General features: G+C 61.3%; 10 protein-coding genes and 6 tRNA genes. 7 read left to right on the top strand and 9 right to left on the bottom strand.

The window, feature by feature from the left end; genetic code table 11:
- The 5 genes from K5K89_RS10380 to K5K89_RS10360 all read left to right on the top strand — a co-directional run bounded on the left by K5K89_RS10380 (nucleotide 1) and on the right by K5K89_RS10360 (nucleotide 6,905).
- Nucleotides 1–726 carry an energy transducer TonB gene (locus tag K5K89_RS10380; protein ID WP_222541349.1) on the top strand — a complete coding sequence of 242 codons (726 nt, stop codon included), beginning with the start codon at nucleotides 1–3 and terminating at the stop codon, nucleotides 724–726.
- 24 nt (nucleotides 727–750) lie between these two features.
- Nucleotides 751–3,033, top strand: a complete 2,283-nt coding sequence (locus K5K89_RS10375) for a TonB-dependent receptor (protein ID WP_071492237.1) — start codon at nucleotides 751–753, stop codon at nucleotides 3,031–3,033.
- 17 nt (nucleotides 3,034–3,050) lie between these two features.
- On the top strand, nucleotides 3,051–3,698 hold the full coding sequence (locus tag K5K89_RS10370; RefSeq protein WP_071492236.1) for a MotA/TolQ/ExbB proton channel family protein: 648 nt from the start codon (nucleotides 3,051–3,053) through the stop codon (nucleotides 3,696–3,698).
- Between the two features lie 154 nt (nucleotides 3,699–3,852).
- Complete coding sequence (locus tag K5K89_RS10365) at nucleotides 3,853–5,070, top strand: phospholipase D-like domain-containing protein (RefSeq protein ID WP_222541348.1); 1,218 nt, start codon at nucleotides 3,853–3,855, stop codon at nucleotides 5,068–5,070.
- Nucleotides 5,071–5,165: 95 nt separating this feature from the next.
- On the top strand, nucleotides 5,166–6,905 hold the full coding sequence (locus K5K89_RS10360; RefSeq protein WP_222541347.1) for a dipeptidase: 1,740 nt from the start codon (nucleotides 5,166–5,168) through the stop codon (nucleotides 6,903–6,905).
- Nucleotides 6,906–6,949: 44 nt separating this feature from the next.
- Here K5K89_RS10360 and K5K89_RS10355 read toward each other — a convergent pair whose 3' ends face one another.
- On the bottom strand, nucleotides 6,950–8,611 hold the full coding sequence (locus K5K89_RS10355) for a M24 family metallopeptidase (RefSeq protein ID WP_222541346.1): 1,662 nt from the start codon (nucleotides 8,609–8,611) through the stop codon (nucleotides 6,950–6,952).
- Between the two features lie 77 nt (nucleotides 8,612–8,688).
- Between K5K89_RS10355 and K5K89_RS10350 the strand changes: the two genes are divergently transcribed.
- The gene (locus tag K5K89_RS10350) at nucleotides 8,689–10,194 is read left to right on the top strand and encodes a PLP-dependent aminotransferase family protein (protein WP_222541345.1); all 1,506 of its coding nucleotides are present in this window, start codon (nucleotides 8,689–8,691) and stop codon (nucleotides 10,192–10,194) included.
- A gap of 11 nt (nucleotides 10,195–10,205) precedes the next feature.
- Here the strand turns inward: K5K89_RS10350 and K5K89_RS10345 are convergent, their stop codons facing one another.
- Entirely contained in the window at nucleotides 10,206–10,457 is a 252-nt protein-coding gene (locus tag K5K89_RS10345) for a hypothetical protein (protein ID WP_222541344.1), read from the bottom strand.
- A 59-nt stretch (nucleotides 10,458–10,516) separates the two neighbouring features.
- On the bottom strand, nucleotides 10,517–11,620 hold the full coding sequence (locus K5K89_RS10340; protein ID WP_092247916.1) for a polyamine ABC transporter substrate-binding protein: 1,104 nt from the start codon (nucleotides 11,618–11,620) through the stop codon (nucleotides 10,517–10,519).
- Between the two features lie 139 nt (nucleotides 11,621–11,759).
- Here K5K89_RS10340 and K5K89_RS10335 point away from each other — a divergent pair, with 139 nt between their 5' ends.
- On the top strand, nucleotides 11,760–12,551 hold the full coding sequence (locus tag K5K89_RS10335; protein ID WP_071492228.1) for a response regulator transcription factor: 792 nt from the start codon (nucleotides 11,760–11,762) through the stop codon (nucleotides 12,549–12,551).
- 89 nt (nucleotides 12,552–12,640) lie between these two features.
- Here K5K89_RS10335 and K5K89_RS10330 read toward each other — a convergent pair.
- The 6 genes from K5K89_RS10330 to K5K89_RS10305 all read right to left on the bottom strand — a co-directional run bounded on the left by K5K89_RS10330 (nucleotide 12,641) and on the right by K5K89_RS10305 (nucleotide 13,312).
- A tRNA-Gly gene (locus tag K5K89_RS10330) sits at nucleotides 12,641–12,716 on the bottom strand.
- A gap of 3 nt (nucleotides 12,717–12,719) precedes the next feature.
- Nucleotides 12,720–12,795 (bottom strand) — tRNA-Glu (locus K5K89_RS10325).
- Nucleotides 12,796–12,898: 103 nt separating this feature from the next.
- A tRNA-Gly gene (locus K5K89_RS10320) sits at nucleotides 12,899–12,974 on the bottom strand.
- Nucleotides 12,975–12,977: 3 nt separating this feature from the next.
- Nucleotides 12,978–13,053 (bottom strand) — tRNA-Glu (locus K5K89_RS10315).
- A gap of 104 nt (nucleotides 13,054–13,157) precedes the next feature.
- Nucleotides 13,158–13,233 (bottom strand) — tRNA-Gly (locus K5K89_RS10310).
- Nucleotides 13,234–13,236: 3 nt separating this feature from the next.
- Nucleotides 13,237–13,312, bottom strand: a tRNA-Glu gene (locus tag K5K89_RS10305).
- Nucleotides 13,313–13,332: the final 20 nt, after the last annotated feature.

The raw sequence follows: 13,332 nt of genomic DNA, 5'->3' as shown, positions 1-13,332 counted from the left end.
ATGTACGTATTGTTTCGTGCGCGTCAGCTGCTGGGCAGCGTCCCGGCCCTGATCGCTCTGGTGCTGATTGCACTGGGTATCCAGTCCCAGACCTTGAAGGTCGAACCGGTGTATGACGAGTCCGCCGTCGAGTTGGCGCTGGTCGAACCGGAGCCGGAGGTGATCCCGGAACCGGTGGTGGAACAAGAGCCGCCACCGCCGGTGATCGAGGATGAAGAGGCCGAGCCGGCCCCGCCGCCGCCGCCCAAGCCGCTGCCAAAACCCAAGCCTGAGCCCAAACCCAAGCCCGTGCCCAAACCCGTGGTGGCCAAGCCAACGCCTGCGCCGACGCCGCCACCGGTCGCCGCCAGACCGGCGCCTGCGGCCGTGGCCCAGGCCGCGCCGACACCCGCGCCGCCCGCCCCTCCCAAGGTCGACGGCCAAGCGCTGGAAGGCAGTTACCTCAAGGGGCTGCGCAACGAGTTGGACACCTACAAACAGTACCCCACCGGGCGCCAGGCCTCCCTCGAACGCCCGAGCGGCGAAGTGGTGGTGTGGTTGCTGGTCGACCGCCAGGGTCGGGTTCTCGACTCCGGCTTGCAAACCCAGGCCTCGAGCATGTTGCTCAACCGGGCCGCCACCAACAGCTTGCGTCGCATCAAGCAAGTCAAGCCGTTCCCCGAGCAAGCCTTCGGGGGCCGCAATGAGCAGCGCTTCACCGCCACCTTCAACTACAGCGTGCAATAAGCACCCGACACCAGGACGACAGAGATGAGGTTCACACGGATTCATCTGGCACTTGTTGCCGCAAGCATGGGCCATGGAATGGTCATGGCCGATACCAGTGACAGTGACGTCGGGACCATTGGGGTTCAGGGCAAGGCCACGGCAGGTGGCGGCTACATGGTGCAGGAAGAAAGCATCAAGGGCCGCTCCACCGTGACCAAGGAAGCGCTGGATAAACAGACCGCCACCGGCAACGCCGTGGACAAGCTCAAGTACACCCCAGGCTTGAACATTTCCAGTGAAGACAACACCGGTCTGTCAGGCTTTCGCTTTACCATGCGCGGCCTCAACTCCGACCAGGTGGGGATGTCGGTGGACGGCATGCCGATCAACGACTCCGGCAACTACGCGTTGTACTCCAACCTGCTGGGCGACCCGGAAAACATCGAGCAGATCTTCGTCACCCAGGGCTCTTCGGAAGCCGACGGCCCGCACATCGGCTCCAGCGGCGGCAACATCGGTATCGTGACCATTCGCCCGACCAAGGAAACCGGTGCGTTCGTCAAACAGATCATGGGCAGCAACGCCACCCGCAAGACCTTCGCCCGCCTCAACACCGGCGAGATCAACGGCCTGAGCAACTGGCTGTCGGCCTCCCATACCGAAGGCCAGATGTGGCGCGGTTCGGGTGCCGTGCGCGCGGACAAGGTCGAGTGGAACAGCTTCTTCGACGCCGGCGATGGCAACACCGCCAACCTGATCCTCAAATACCACGAGCAGGACAACAACAGTTACAGCCAACTGACCAAGGCCCAGTTCCAGCAGAACGGCCGCAAATACGACCCTTACCCCGCCACCCCCACCGTGGGCAGCAACGGCAAGTACAACAGCTACTACGCCCTGGCGCAGAACCCGTTCCAGACGTTTACCGCGGTGCTCAACACCCAATTCAAACTGGCCGACAACCTCGCGCTGTCGGTGATCCCGTATTACTACTGGGGTAACGGCAGCGGCGTCGGCTCGTCCAGCTATGCCCTGAACCGCGGCTCGAACCAGGGCGGCGTGTTCGACCTGGGCAACCTGCCCACCGGCGCTCAATACAACGCCGACGGCACCCCGAACAGCGGCGTGTACTATCGCCCTTCACGCACCCAGACCTGGCGTCCGGGCATCACCACCAAGCTTAACTGGGACCTGGGCGATCACAGCCTGCAAGTGGGCTACTGGTACGAGCGCGCACGCCAGAGCCAGACCCAGCCGTTCATTCCGCTCAAGGCCAGTGGCAAGCCGGTCGACACCTGGCCGGATTCCAACGAGGCGGTGGTGGATGCCAATGGCAACACCATCCAGGGCCGCGACCGCTTCACCATCACCCCAGCGCAAAAGGTCTGGGCCCAGGACACTTGGTACATCAACTCGGACTGGACCCTGATCGGCGGCCTGGCCTATATGAACGTCAAGCGTGACGGCACCAACCATGGCAGCCTCACCGAGCAAGCAGAAAAACGTAACCAGACCTACAACAAACTGCTGCCCAACGCCGGCCTCAAATACCAGGTGGATGAACGCGACCAGGTGTTCTACAGCCTGTCGCGCAACATGCGCATCCCGCAGAACTACGTGCTGTACGACAAGGGCGCAGGCTCCATCGACGCCAAGCCGGAAACCAGCTGGAACCACGAACTGGGCTGGCGCTACACCGATGAAGACATGACCGTGGCCGCCACCTTGTTCTACATGCAGTTCAAGGATCGCCAGGTGTCGTCGCGCGATATCAACGGCGACTTCGCCGACATCAACGCCGGCTCCGTCAACAACAGCGGCCTGGAACTGGAGTGGAGCGGCCTGTTGCCCAATCACTTCAACTACTACACCTCCTACACCTACACCAAGGCCGAGCAGCAAGACGACTTGACCGTGTACAACGCTGGCAAAGCGATCGTACTGCCCACCAGCGGCAAGCAGTTCGCCAACGTGCCGAAAAACATGCTGGCCGCCAACATCGGCTACGACGACGGCCGCTTCTACGGCACCTTCGGCGGCAAGTACACCAGCAAGCTCTACGGCGATTTGACCAACGACGAAGCCATCTCCGGGCGCACCGTATTCAACGCCGGCGCCGGTATCTACCTGCCGGTGGACAAGAAAGTGGTCAAGGACGCGACCCTGCGCCTGAACGTCGACAACCTGTTCGACAAGAAGTACCTGGACGGCGTGTACACCACCAAGACCAACGCGGCCACCTACGGCGGTTTCCGTGACGGCGACCCGGCCTACATCGTGGGCCTGGAACGCACCGTGACGGTTTCCCTGGAAGCCAATTTCTAATTGCGAGGTAACTGAACATGGACATGAACCTGCTCCACGACATCACCTTCTATGTGATGTATGCCGCGATGGCCATCGCGATCTTCATCACCATCGAGCGCGGGATTTATTTCGCGTATGTACGCCGCCAGGCCCATGCACTCACCGAAGTGCTCGGCGCCAACGTGCACAGCGAACGCGACCTGCCGGAGAGCCTGACCCGTCGTGACAGCCTGCCGTTGAGCATGGTGCTGCCGGTGCTGGTACAGAAGGCGTCGAACGGCTCGCGCAAGGACCTGGATGACGTCATCGAGACCCAGTACCTGACCACCCGCGCGCCGCTGGCCCGCAGCCTGTGGATCATCGAAACCATCACCACCGCCGCGCCGCTGTTGGGTTTGCTGGGTACCATCCTCGGCATCATCGACACCTTCAAGGCGTTGGCGACGGCAGGCGTGTCGGACCCGGGCCAGATCTCCGGTGGCATCGGTACGGCCCTGTTCGCCACCGGCCTGGGGATCGCCATCGCACTGTTTTGCGTGGTGTTCCACAACTTCTTCCAGGACCGCCTGGAGCGCATCAACGACCAGCTGAAAATCCTGCTGATCCGCGCCGCTACCGGTGCCCGTGTGCAGAGTGAAGTGCCGCATCGGGTACCGACGCCGCTGCACAGCCGCACCGCATAAACCTGTGGTGAGCGGGCTTGCCCCGCGTTGGGTGGCGCAGCCACCCCATATCCAGGCACCTCGGTCTTTCTGGGACAACGCGGTGGACTGTTTGGGGCGGCTGCGCCACCCAGCGCGGGGCAAGCCCGCTCACTACATCAGTGAAGAGAGTGTTATGTCCGTCTCCTTGAAATTGCGTATCGCCGGCCTTGCCGGCTTGCTCCTCAGTCCGCTGGCCCAGGCGGACTTTTCGATTCCGGGGTTTGAACTGGTACACACCGTACCGGTGGACACCGCCCTCGGCACCGACGACCTGCGCCAGCCCGGCCCGGTATGGAGCGAACTGTTCGACGGCGCCAAAAGCCGCATCGATATCGGCCAGTTCTACGCCGCCGATCACCCCGGCTCGGTGATGGATCGTGTCATCGAGCGCCTGGAAGCCGCCGGCAAACGCGGTGTGAAGATTCGCTTTTTGCTCGAAGAAAAAGGCATCAAGTTGTCGGAGGCCTCCACACTGGAACGCCTGCGCGCGATCCCTAACCTGACCTTTCGCGTCTTGCCCTACGCCCGTGTAAGCGGCGGGATCATCCACGCCAAGTACCTGGTGGTGGATGGCAAGCAGGCGTTTGTCGGCAGCCAGAATTTCGATTGGCGCTCGCTGGAGCACATCCACGAAACCGGCCTGCGCATCACTGATCCGACGGTCGTGGGGCAGGTGCAGGCCATCTTCGAACAAGACTGGAAAGCCCAGCAGGCCTTGGCCGACAACCAGCCGGTGCCACTGCCCGTCGCGGGTAAAGAACCACCGCGCACCGGCAACTACCTGGTCGCCAGCCCGCAGCGCTACAACCCGCCCGGCGTGGGCGACTCGCAGCTGGAACTGCCGCGTTTGTTGAATGAAGCCAAACAGGAAGTGCGCGTGCAATTGCTGGACTACGCACCGTTGTCCTACGGACCGGACAAGACCCGTCCGTACTACGCGGTGATCGACAATGCCGTGCGCGCGGCGGCGGCGCGTGGGGTGTCGATCAAGCTGATGGTGTCCAACTGGAACACCGACAAGCTGGAACTGCCCTACCTCAAGAGCCTGGCGGTGCTGCCCAACGTGCAGATCAAGATCGTCACCCTGCCCGAGGCCAGGCAGGGATTCATTCCTTATGCGCGGGTGATCCACAGTAAGACCATGGAGATCGACGGCCAGGTGGCGTGGGTCGGCACCAGCAATTGGCTGGGTGGCTACCTGGATAATTCGCGCAACCTGGAAGTGGTGATGCGCAATGAAGCGATGGCCAAGCGTGTGGGGCAATTGCACGAGCAGTTGTGGGATGGACCCTACGCCAGAGCCTTGGACATGACCGCTGAGTACCCCGAGCCCCACCCTGGCCAGCATTGACCAGAGGCACCTGACTAATGGTAGTGTGTGGAAATGTTTCTGACAGATCGATCAGAAACCTCCTACTCACTACCTGCAAAGGAATGCGTCTCTCCATGCACTTTCCACTCAAGCAATTGGCGGCTGCCACCCTGTTTGCGGCGAGCCTTTCGGCTGTTACCTGCCCCGCCTTCGCCAACATCACGCCCGAGCAAAGCACGGCGATTCTCAAGAACTTCAACGAAACGTCCGTCACCGATTTTCGCGGCTTCCTCGGCGCGCTGGCTAAAGGCGACCTGGGCAAGACCAGCGACGTCGGCCCGGCAATCAGTGCCTTTCTCGACAACAAAACCCTGAGCGCCGACCAGCAGAACGAAATCAATCGCCTGCTGGGCATCTACACCCGGGTGAAGTACGGCAAAGCCGCCCTCGAAACCCTGCGCGAGCTGGTGGAAATCCCGACCTTCAACGTGGATGGCCTGCCGCAGTACAAGAACCCGGAATTCATCAAGATCGCCGGCAAGCTCCAGGACCTGGCCAAGGCCTTTAACCTGAACTTCCGCAACATCGACAACCGCGTGTACGAAATTTCCCTGGAAGGCAGTGGCGACGACGTCGTCGGTATCCACGCCCACGCCGATGTGGTGCCGGTAACGCCGGAAAATTGGGTGCTCAAAGATGGCACCAAACTCGACCCGTTCAAGGTCACCCTGATCGGCAACCACATGTACGGCCGTGGCACCGAAGATGACAAGAACGGCATCGTCGTGGCGATGTATGCCATGAAGGTGATCAAGGAAGAAAAGCTGCCACTGGCGCGCAATTTCAAGCTGCTGGTCGACACCACCGAAGAAACCTCCGGCGACGCGATCCCCTACTACTTCGAAAAGAACCCGACACCGCAATACAACCTGGCGCTGGATGGCGGCTACCCGGTGGTGATTGCCGAGAAAGGCTACGGCACGGTGATGGCAACCTTCCCGCGCCGCAAGGGTGAAGGCAAAGGCGCGGAAATCATCGCGATGACCGGCGGCATGGCCACCAACCAGATTCCGTCGGCATCGGTGGCGACCTTCGTCAGCGACAAGCCTGCCGAGTTGGCCGCCAGCCTGCAAAAGGCCGGCAGCGAATACGCCAAGCGCAACGGCGGCGATTTTGAAGTGGCCGCCAAGGTCGACGGCAAAGACGTCAAGCTGACCGTCACCGGCGTGTCCGCTCACTCCTCCGAGCCGGAGTCCGGGGTCAACCCGGTGGCGCGCATGCTGGAGCTGATCCACAGCGTCGACGGCAAGATCGCCCTCAAGCACAACCACATCACAGACGCGGCGCGGTATGCCTCCGACAACTGGGGCCTGGACTACCTGGGCGGCAAGTTGGGCGTGGGCTTCTCCGACGAGTTCATGGGGCCACTGACTACCTCGCTGACTTTTGTCGGCCTGGATGAAAAAGCCTTCAAGCTGGCGGTGAACCTGCGTGTGCCGAAGGGCAAGTCGCCAGAGAAACTCAAGGCCGAGATCGCCGACAAGCTGAGCGCCTGGGACAAGAAAGCCAAGGTCAAGGTGGACTTCGCCTACTCGGTGGCCGAGCCGATGTACCGCAACCCGGAAGGTGAATGGGTCAAGGCACTGCTGGCAGTCGCCACGGAAAACCTCGGCATGGAGCACAAGTTCGGCACCTCCGCCGGCGCAACCTCCGTGCATGAACTGCCCAACGGCGTGCAATTCGGCCTGGCGCGCCCGGAAGTCAAGTACACCGGGCACACCGACGGCGAGTTCAAGACCGTCGACCAGTTCCTGCTCGACCTGCAGATCGTCACCGAAATGATGGGCCGTATCGGTCAGCTGCCGAAGCTCTGAGCCCAAAGCACTGATGCAAAGAGCCCGCCGCAACGGCGGGCTCTTCAGGCTTGCAGCCTCAACATATCCTCGAAAAAACCACCGACCGGTTCCGTGGGATGGCACAGCTGGATTTCCAGCACCCAGGCCATTTCACTCGGTGGGATGTCCAGATCCGCCAATTCCTTGTTCTCGAACAACGCGTGGGGGAAGTCCGCCAGGCGATGCCCCGCAAGGTTGCGCGCCAGCCTCCAGCCTTTTGCCACGGCGCTCTGCTCGGCGAAGTCATACAGCTCTCGACCGGTGAGGCCTTGCAACCAGGCGTCGCGGGTTTCATCGAACACTTCGTGCAGCGCGGTCGTGCACGCCATGTGCAGCGGCGCGTCACCGAACACAAAGGTATCGCCGTAGTCGCCTTCATAGCCGTCCCACACCGGGCCCAGATCAACCACGACGATATCGCTGGCGCGCAGCCTGCGCTGGCGGTCGATCCCTTCGCGGGGTGGGCGGACCGTGTCGGCGCCAAAGCGAATATAGGTCGGGTGCCAGGTGTGCGATGCGCCCATGGCCTGCAGTTGTTCGGCGGCCATGTCGAGGGCTTCGCCGGTGGTCATGCCGACCCGCAGTCGGCTGGCAATGGCCGCCAGGGCGCGGATGGATTGGTCACGGGCCGCCAGCATGCCGTCGAACGAGTAACGGGGGCCGACCTTTTCCCAGATCGGATCGAACGCAGGTGTAGGCGCTTGCGTGCCTGCGCCACCACTGGGCACAAAGGCTTCGGCGACAAACCGGTGAGCCGGCAAGCCCGCGTCGAGGCACTGCTCGCGGACCTGGCGGATCATTGCGCCGTTGCCGCACGCGTACACCTGGGCGACTTGCCAGTGATGCCCATGACCCAGCGCAACGTCCTGCACGCGCCCCTGCGAAGCCAGCACCGGGTGCCAGTGAAAACGCGGGTGATCGATGACAGACTGGTCCAGGAACACGCGGTCATAGAAGTCTGCCGGCTGCGCGCCGCCCCAGTACAACGTCACTTCGACATTGCGCTTCAAGGCGCTCAACAGGATTGGTTTGATGCCGGCATAGCCGGTGCCCGTGGCGAACAGGACCACGGGGCTGTCATCCACGTCCTGCCAGGTGCAGGCACCAAAAGGCCCCTCCAGTTGCAGCACGTCGCCGGCCTCCAGGTCGCCCAGAACAGCCTCGGAAAACAGCCCGCCGCGCACCTGGCGAATCTGAAAGACCAGGCGCCCGTCATCTTCGGCCGGCAGGTTGGCGATCGAGAAACACCGCGAGTCACCGTCGACCAGACGGAACTTGAGGTACTGGCCGGCACGCACCGCCAATGGCAGGTCCGGCATCAGCACCAGCTCAATGATGTCAGGGCTCAATGCGCACTTGCTCAGCACTTGCGCCTCGACACTCAGCGCGGGGGTGTCCAGGGACCAGCCGGGAATTTCCAGGCGCATATCGCCGCAGGCGTGGCTCTGGCACAACAACATTTCATTCGCCGCCAACGGATAGCACGGCGCGGGGGCGTTCGGCGCCAACTGCCTGGCCCGGTACTGCCCTTCTGCGACCACCACCTTGCACGATCCACAGGCACCGCGCCGACAGGAAAACGGCACGGACAGGCCACTGGCGAGCATCGCATCGAGCAACAGCTCATCACCGGCCTCAAAGGTTTTCCCCGAGGGGGACAGTTCGATGACATGACGTGTATTCATAACAACCTCGGGGTGAGTGAGGCTAGATTGTTGCGCTAGACTAGGCCCATTAAAACCTCCAGTTTTGGATACTTCATATGGTCCAGATGCGTAAATGGCGGCCGCTGCTCAAGCTGGACGAGAGCGCCAGCCAGGCGTCCTACCGCAAGATCGCCGAAGGCCTGGTGACGGCAATCGTCGAGGGCCGCTTGCCGCCCGGCACTTTGCTGCCGGGCACGCGGGAAATGGCGCAATTGCTCGACGTCAACCGCAAGACCGTGATCCTGGCCTACGAAGAAGCCATGACCAAAGGCTGGCTGGTCAGCGAGCCGCGACGCGGGACCTTCGTCAATGCGCAATTGGCGCCCAAGCCAATGCCGAATCGCGCGCAACCGTCCTTCGCACCGCCCATCCTGGCCCAGGCGAACGCGCCGTACTTCACCCAGAACGCCCAGGCGACGGCACTGCAGCACCGGCATGGCGCACTGTTTTTCGACAACGGCACCAGTGACCACCGCCTGCTGCCCCAAGCCGTGCTGCACCGCCACTACCGCAATGCCCTGCGCAACAGCTTCGCCTCTAATACGGTGCGCTATGGCAGTGAGGGCACCGGCTATGAGTTGCGCTGCGCCCTGGCCGAAATGCTGCGCAACAACCGCGGGCTGACGGTCAGCGCCGAGAATATCTGCCTGACCCAAGGCACCCAGATGTCGCTGTACCTGAGCGCCAGCCTGCTGCTCAAGCCTGGCGACGTGGTGCTGGTGGAACGCCTGAGCTACCCGCCGGCCTGGGAGATTTTCCGCAAGCTGGGCGCGCAACTGGTCACGGTGGACGTCGACGACGAAGGCTGCCGCACCGACCAGATCGATCGTCTGTGCCGCGAGCACAAGGTGCGGATGATCTATCTCACGCCGCACCACCAATTCCCCACCACCGTGAGCCTGCACGCAGCGCGGCGGCAACAGCTGCTGGCATTGGCGGCACTGCATGACTTCTGCATCATCGAAGAAGATTACGACCACGAATATCACTTCAACGGACGACCTTACCTGCCGCTGGCCAGCGACCGCTCACAGCGCCATGTGCTCTACGTCGGCTCGCTGTCCAAGGCGCTCGGCTCGACGTTTCGCTGCAGCTATGTGGTGGCTCCCACACCCGTCATTGAAGCCCTGCACGGCAACGCTGCGTTGATGCTGGGCGATGCCGACGCGGTGGCGCAGAAGATGCTCGCGGACCTGATCAACGCGGGTGAATTGAAGAAACACCTGCGTCGGGTATCCAAGGAATACCGCGCCCGCCGCGAAACCTTGCAGGGCTGTCTACATGCGGCATTCGGTGATCGGATCATGGTGCGCGAACCCGAAGGCGGGCTGGCGCTGTGGGTGCGTTTTGAAGATCGGATAAACGTCGATCAGATGGTGGCCACCGCATTGGAGCATGGGCTGGTCGTACGCAGTGGTCGGCAATTTTCGCCGATGGACCGGCCGGAAAATGCGTTGCGCCTGGGCTTTGCCTCACTCAATCAGGCGGAAATTCGTGAGGCCACGGTGCGCCTGGCCAAAGCGGCAAACCCGCGCGCGCACAAAAATGCCGATCATCGCTGATCGGCATGGGGTTAGAGCGGCAGCAGGAAGCGGGATTTCTCTTCGGCCCGGGCCAATTCCGGGAACTCCAGCAGCAGCGCCCGGTTGCCCCGGCCAATATGCTCCATCACCGCCCGTGTAATGTACTCACGCACCATGCCGGTCGAGACGTAATACATGGCCCAGGCTTGTTCGGGCGTACAGTGGCCGATCTGTTCTTCGATTTGCGTGTACGCCTCGTCATCGTCCGACTTCAAGTCGCGCTGATATTCCGCTTGGCCCATGATTGATCTCCTTCAACGGCACGCCTGCAACAGCCCGGCATGCCTGGTCATTCAGCCGGTCACGTGCCGCTCTTCACTTTGGTCCACACACGCGTGCGGATTCGCTCCAACTTCAAGGGCAGCGGTTCAAGGGGAACCAGTGTGGCAATGGTCTCTTTGGACGGATAAATCCAGGGGTTGTCGCGCAGCTTCTGTTCGACCAACTCGGTAGCGTCCTTGTTGGCGTTGGGGTACAGCGTGTGGTTGGAACTCTTGGCAATCACTTGCGGCTCAAGCATGTAGTTGATAAACGCCAGACCCTGCCTGGCATGCGGCGCATCCTTGAGCAGCACGAAGTTTTCCGACCACACCAACCCGCCCTCGCGCGGCAGGCTGTAGGCAATCTTGCGCCCGGTGTTGTTTTTTTCATTGATGGCCTGTGCCGTCAGCGCCCCGCTCGCCCAGCCCACCACCACACAGATGTTGCCATCGGCAAAGTCGGCATCCGTTCTGGATGAATCAAAGTAAAGGACGTAAGGGCGGATCTTCAGCAGCAGCGCCTGGGCTTTCTGGTAATCCTCAGGGTTCTGGCTGTTGCTGGGCAGCCCGAGATAATGCAAGGCGATCGAAATGATTTCACTCGGGGAATCGAGCATCGCCACGCCACACGACTTGAGCTTGCTGATGTTCTCTTCCTTGAAGATCAGGTCCCAGCTGTCCACCGGGGCATTCTCGCCCAGGGCGGCCTTGACCTTGTCCACGTCGTAACCAATGCCGGTGGTGCCCCACAGGTAGGGCACGGCGTAGCGGTTACCCGGGTCATTGGCGGAGAGCAGCGCCAGCATCTCCGGATCGATATGCGAGAAGTTGCTCAGTTGAGAGCGGTCCAGCGGCGCCAGTACGCCGGCCTTGATCAGGCTGGGCAAGACATTCGACGTGGCGACGACCACGTCATACCCGGTACGCCCGGCCATGACCTTGCTCTGCATGATCTCGGCACTGTCGAAGGCATCCATGTGCATCCGGGTGCCGGTTTTCTGCTCGAATTCCTTGGGTGTTTCCGGGGCGATCAGCCCGAACCAGTTGTAGAGGTTGACCCGGGGTTCGGCCGCCGAGACCGGCGCGCTCGCGCCCACACAGACCAGCGCCGCCATGAACATGGCGCGCAAACGGGGTTGACTCATATCGCTATCCTTGTCAAAAACGACAGGCCATCATGGCCTTCATCCGCTGAGGGGTGAATATACTCGGCACGTCCGATTAGTAAATACCTAGAAGTACTTAGCCCAGCCCCATGAATGCCTAACCCTAAAGGGGTAGTACATGTCGCTCGACCTTCACAACCTGGCCTGGCATCGGTCGGCCGGGACGCTGATCATGCAACTGAACCGACCGGCGTTCTGGAGCTCACTGGTTCGCGTGCTAAAGGAATACGTCCAGATCGACAACTGGGTCGTGCTGATCTTCAGCGACCACCAGGTACGGGTGGTCAGCGTGACTGAGGTCGCCGATGCGGACGAAGTGGACGCGTTGACCCAGCGCTACGTAAAAGGGCTGTACCTGCTCGACCCGTTCTACATTGCCAACCGCGAAAACCCGCAGAGCGGCTTTTTTCATCTGTCCGACATTGCGCCGGAGCACTTCCTGACCACCGAGTATTACCACCAGTATTTCGCCCAGTACATCAGCGTGGATGAGGTGCAGTACAACGTACAACTCGACGCCGACAGAACGCTGTGCATTTCATTCGGCAGCAACGCGCGATACAGCCCGCAGCAGATCGCGACCCTGGACATTATCAAGCCATGGGTGATGGCGTTGATGCATCAACGCATGTGCTTTGAGACTGATGCGGAAAAAAGCCAGGACGAACCGCCACCCTGGTCAGAGGCCATCGTGCAACTGGGCACACAAATCACTGCGCGCGAAAAAGATGTGCTCAAGTTGCTGTTGAGCGGTTTTTCCAACAAAGAAATCGCCGGCAAGCTGAACCTGTCGGCAGAGACCATCAAAGTTCACCGTCGCAACCTCTACAACAAACTGAACATCAAGTCTCAGTCCGAGTTGTTTGCGCGTTTTTTCATGCCGGCGCAGGAGGCCCAGACGGCGCATTGAACGCTGCCGCAGCGGGCCTGCGGCGGCTCTGCACAAATCACGCACAAACAAAAACGCCGATCATTGCTGATCGGCGTTTTTGTCGAATATGGAGCGGGAAACGAGACTCGAACTCGCGACCCCGACCTTGGCAAGGTCGTGCTCTACCAACTGAGCTATTCCCGCAAATGGCGTCCCCTAGGGGACTCGAACCCCTGTTACCGCCGTGAAAGGGCGGTGTCCTAGGCCACTAGACGAAGGGGACACACAACTGAAACACATGGTGTGCATTTCAGTGTCCAGGGGTTAGATCCGAAGATCATGCCCTGGTTTCACTCAGTGCCGCCCGAGGGCCACACTGCTTAAATTGGAGCGGGAAACGAGACTCGAACTCGCGACCCCGACCTTGGCAAGGTCGTGCTCTACCAACTGAGCTATTCCCGCAAATGGCGTCCCCTAGGGGACTCGAACCCCTGTTACCGCCGTGAAAGGGCGGTGTCCTAGGCCACTAGACGAAGGGGACACACAACTGAAACACATGGTGTGTATTTCAGTGTCCAGAGGTTAAATCCGAAGATCATGCCCTGGTTTCACTCAGTGCCGCCCGAGAGCCACACTGCTTAAACTTGGAGCGGGAAACGAGACTCGAACTCGCGACCCCGACCTTGGCAAGGTCGTGCTCTACCAACTGAGCTATTCCCGCAAATGGCGTCCCCTAGGGGACTCGAACCCCTGTTACCGCCGTGAAAGGGCGGTGTCCTAGGCCACTAGACGAAGGGGACACACGTACAACATTCACTGC

This window comes from Pseudomonas sp. DR208, from assembly GCF_019823005.1.
Taxonomy (GTDB): Bacteria; Pseudomonadota; Gammaproteobacteria; order Pseudomonadales; family Pseudomonadaceae; genus Aquipseudomonas; species Aquipseudomonas extremorientalis.
The sequence above is the reverse complement of the archived record's forward strand: the minus strand, read 5'-3'. Positions and strand labels throughout refer to the sequence as shown.

What these genes read in the sequence shown, in the direction of transcription:
- K5K89_RS10380 (WP_222541349.1), top strand. Translation starts at nt 1, where the DNA reads ATGTACGTATTGTTTCGTGCGCGTCAGCTGCTGGGCAGCGTCCCGGCC.
- K5K89_RS10375 (WP_071492237.1), top strand. Translation starts at nt 751, where the DNA reads ATGAGGTTCACACGGATTCATCTGGCACTTGTTGCCGCAAGCATGGGC.
- K5K89_RS10345 (WP_222541344.1), bottom strand. Translation starts at nt 10,457, where the DNA reads ATGGGCCAAGCGGAATATCAGCGCGACTTGAAGTCGGACGATGACGAG.
- K5K89_RS10370 (WP_071492236.1), top strand. Translation starts at nt 3,051, where the DNA reads ATGGACATGAACCTGCTCCACGACATCACCTTCTATGTGATGTATGCC.
- K5K89_RS10365 (WP_222541348.1), top strand. Translation starts at nt 3,853, where the DNA reads ATGTCCGTCTCCTTGAAATTGCGTATCGCCGGCCTTGCCGGCTTGCTC.
- K5K89_RS10340 (WP_092247916.1), bottom strand. Translation starts at nt 11,620, where the DNA reads ATGAGTCAACCCCGTTTGCGCGCCATGTTCATGGCGGCGCTGGTCTGT.
- K5K89_RS10350 (WP_222541345.1), top strand. Translation starts at nt 8,689, where the DNA reads ATGGTCCAGATGCGTAAATGGCGGCCGCTGCTCAAGCTGGACGAGAGC.
- K5K89_RS10355 (WP_222541346.1), bottom strand. Translation starts at nt 8,611, where the DNA reads ATGAATACACGTCATGTCATCGAACTGTCCCCCTCGGGGAAAACCTTT.
- K5K89_RS10335 (WP_071492228.1), top strand. Translation starts at nt 11,760, where the DNA reads ATGTCGCTCGACCTTCACAACCTGGCCTGGCATCGGTCGGCCGGGACG.
- K5K89_RS10360 (WP_222541347.1), top strand. Translation starts at nt 5,166, where the DNA reads ATGCACTTTCCACTCAAGCAATTGGCGGCTGCCACCCTGTTTGCGGCG.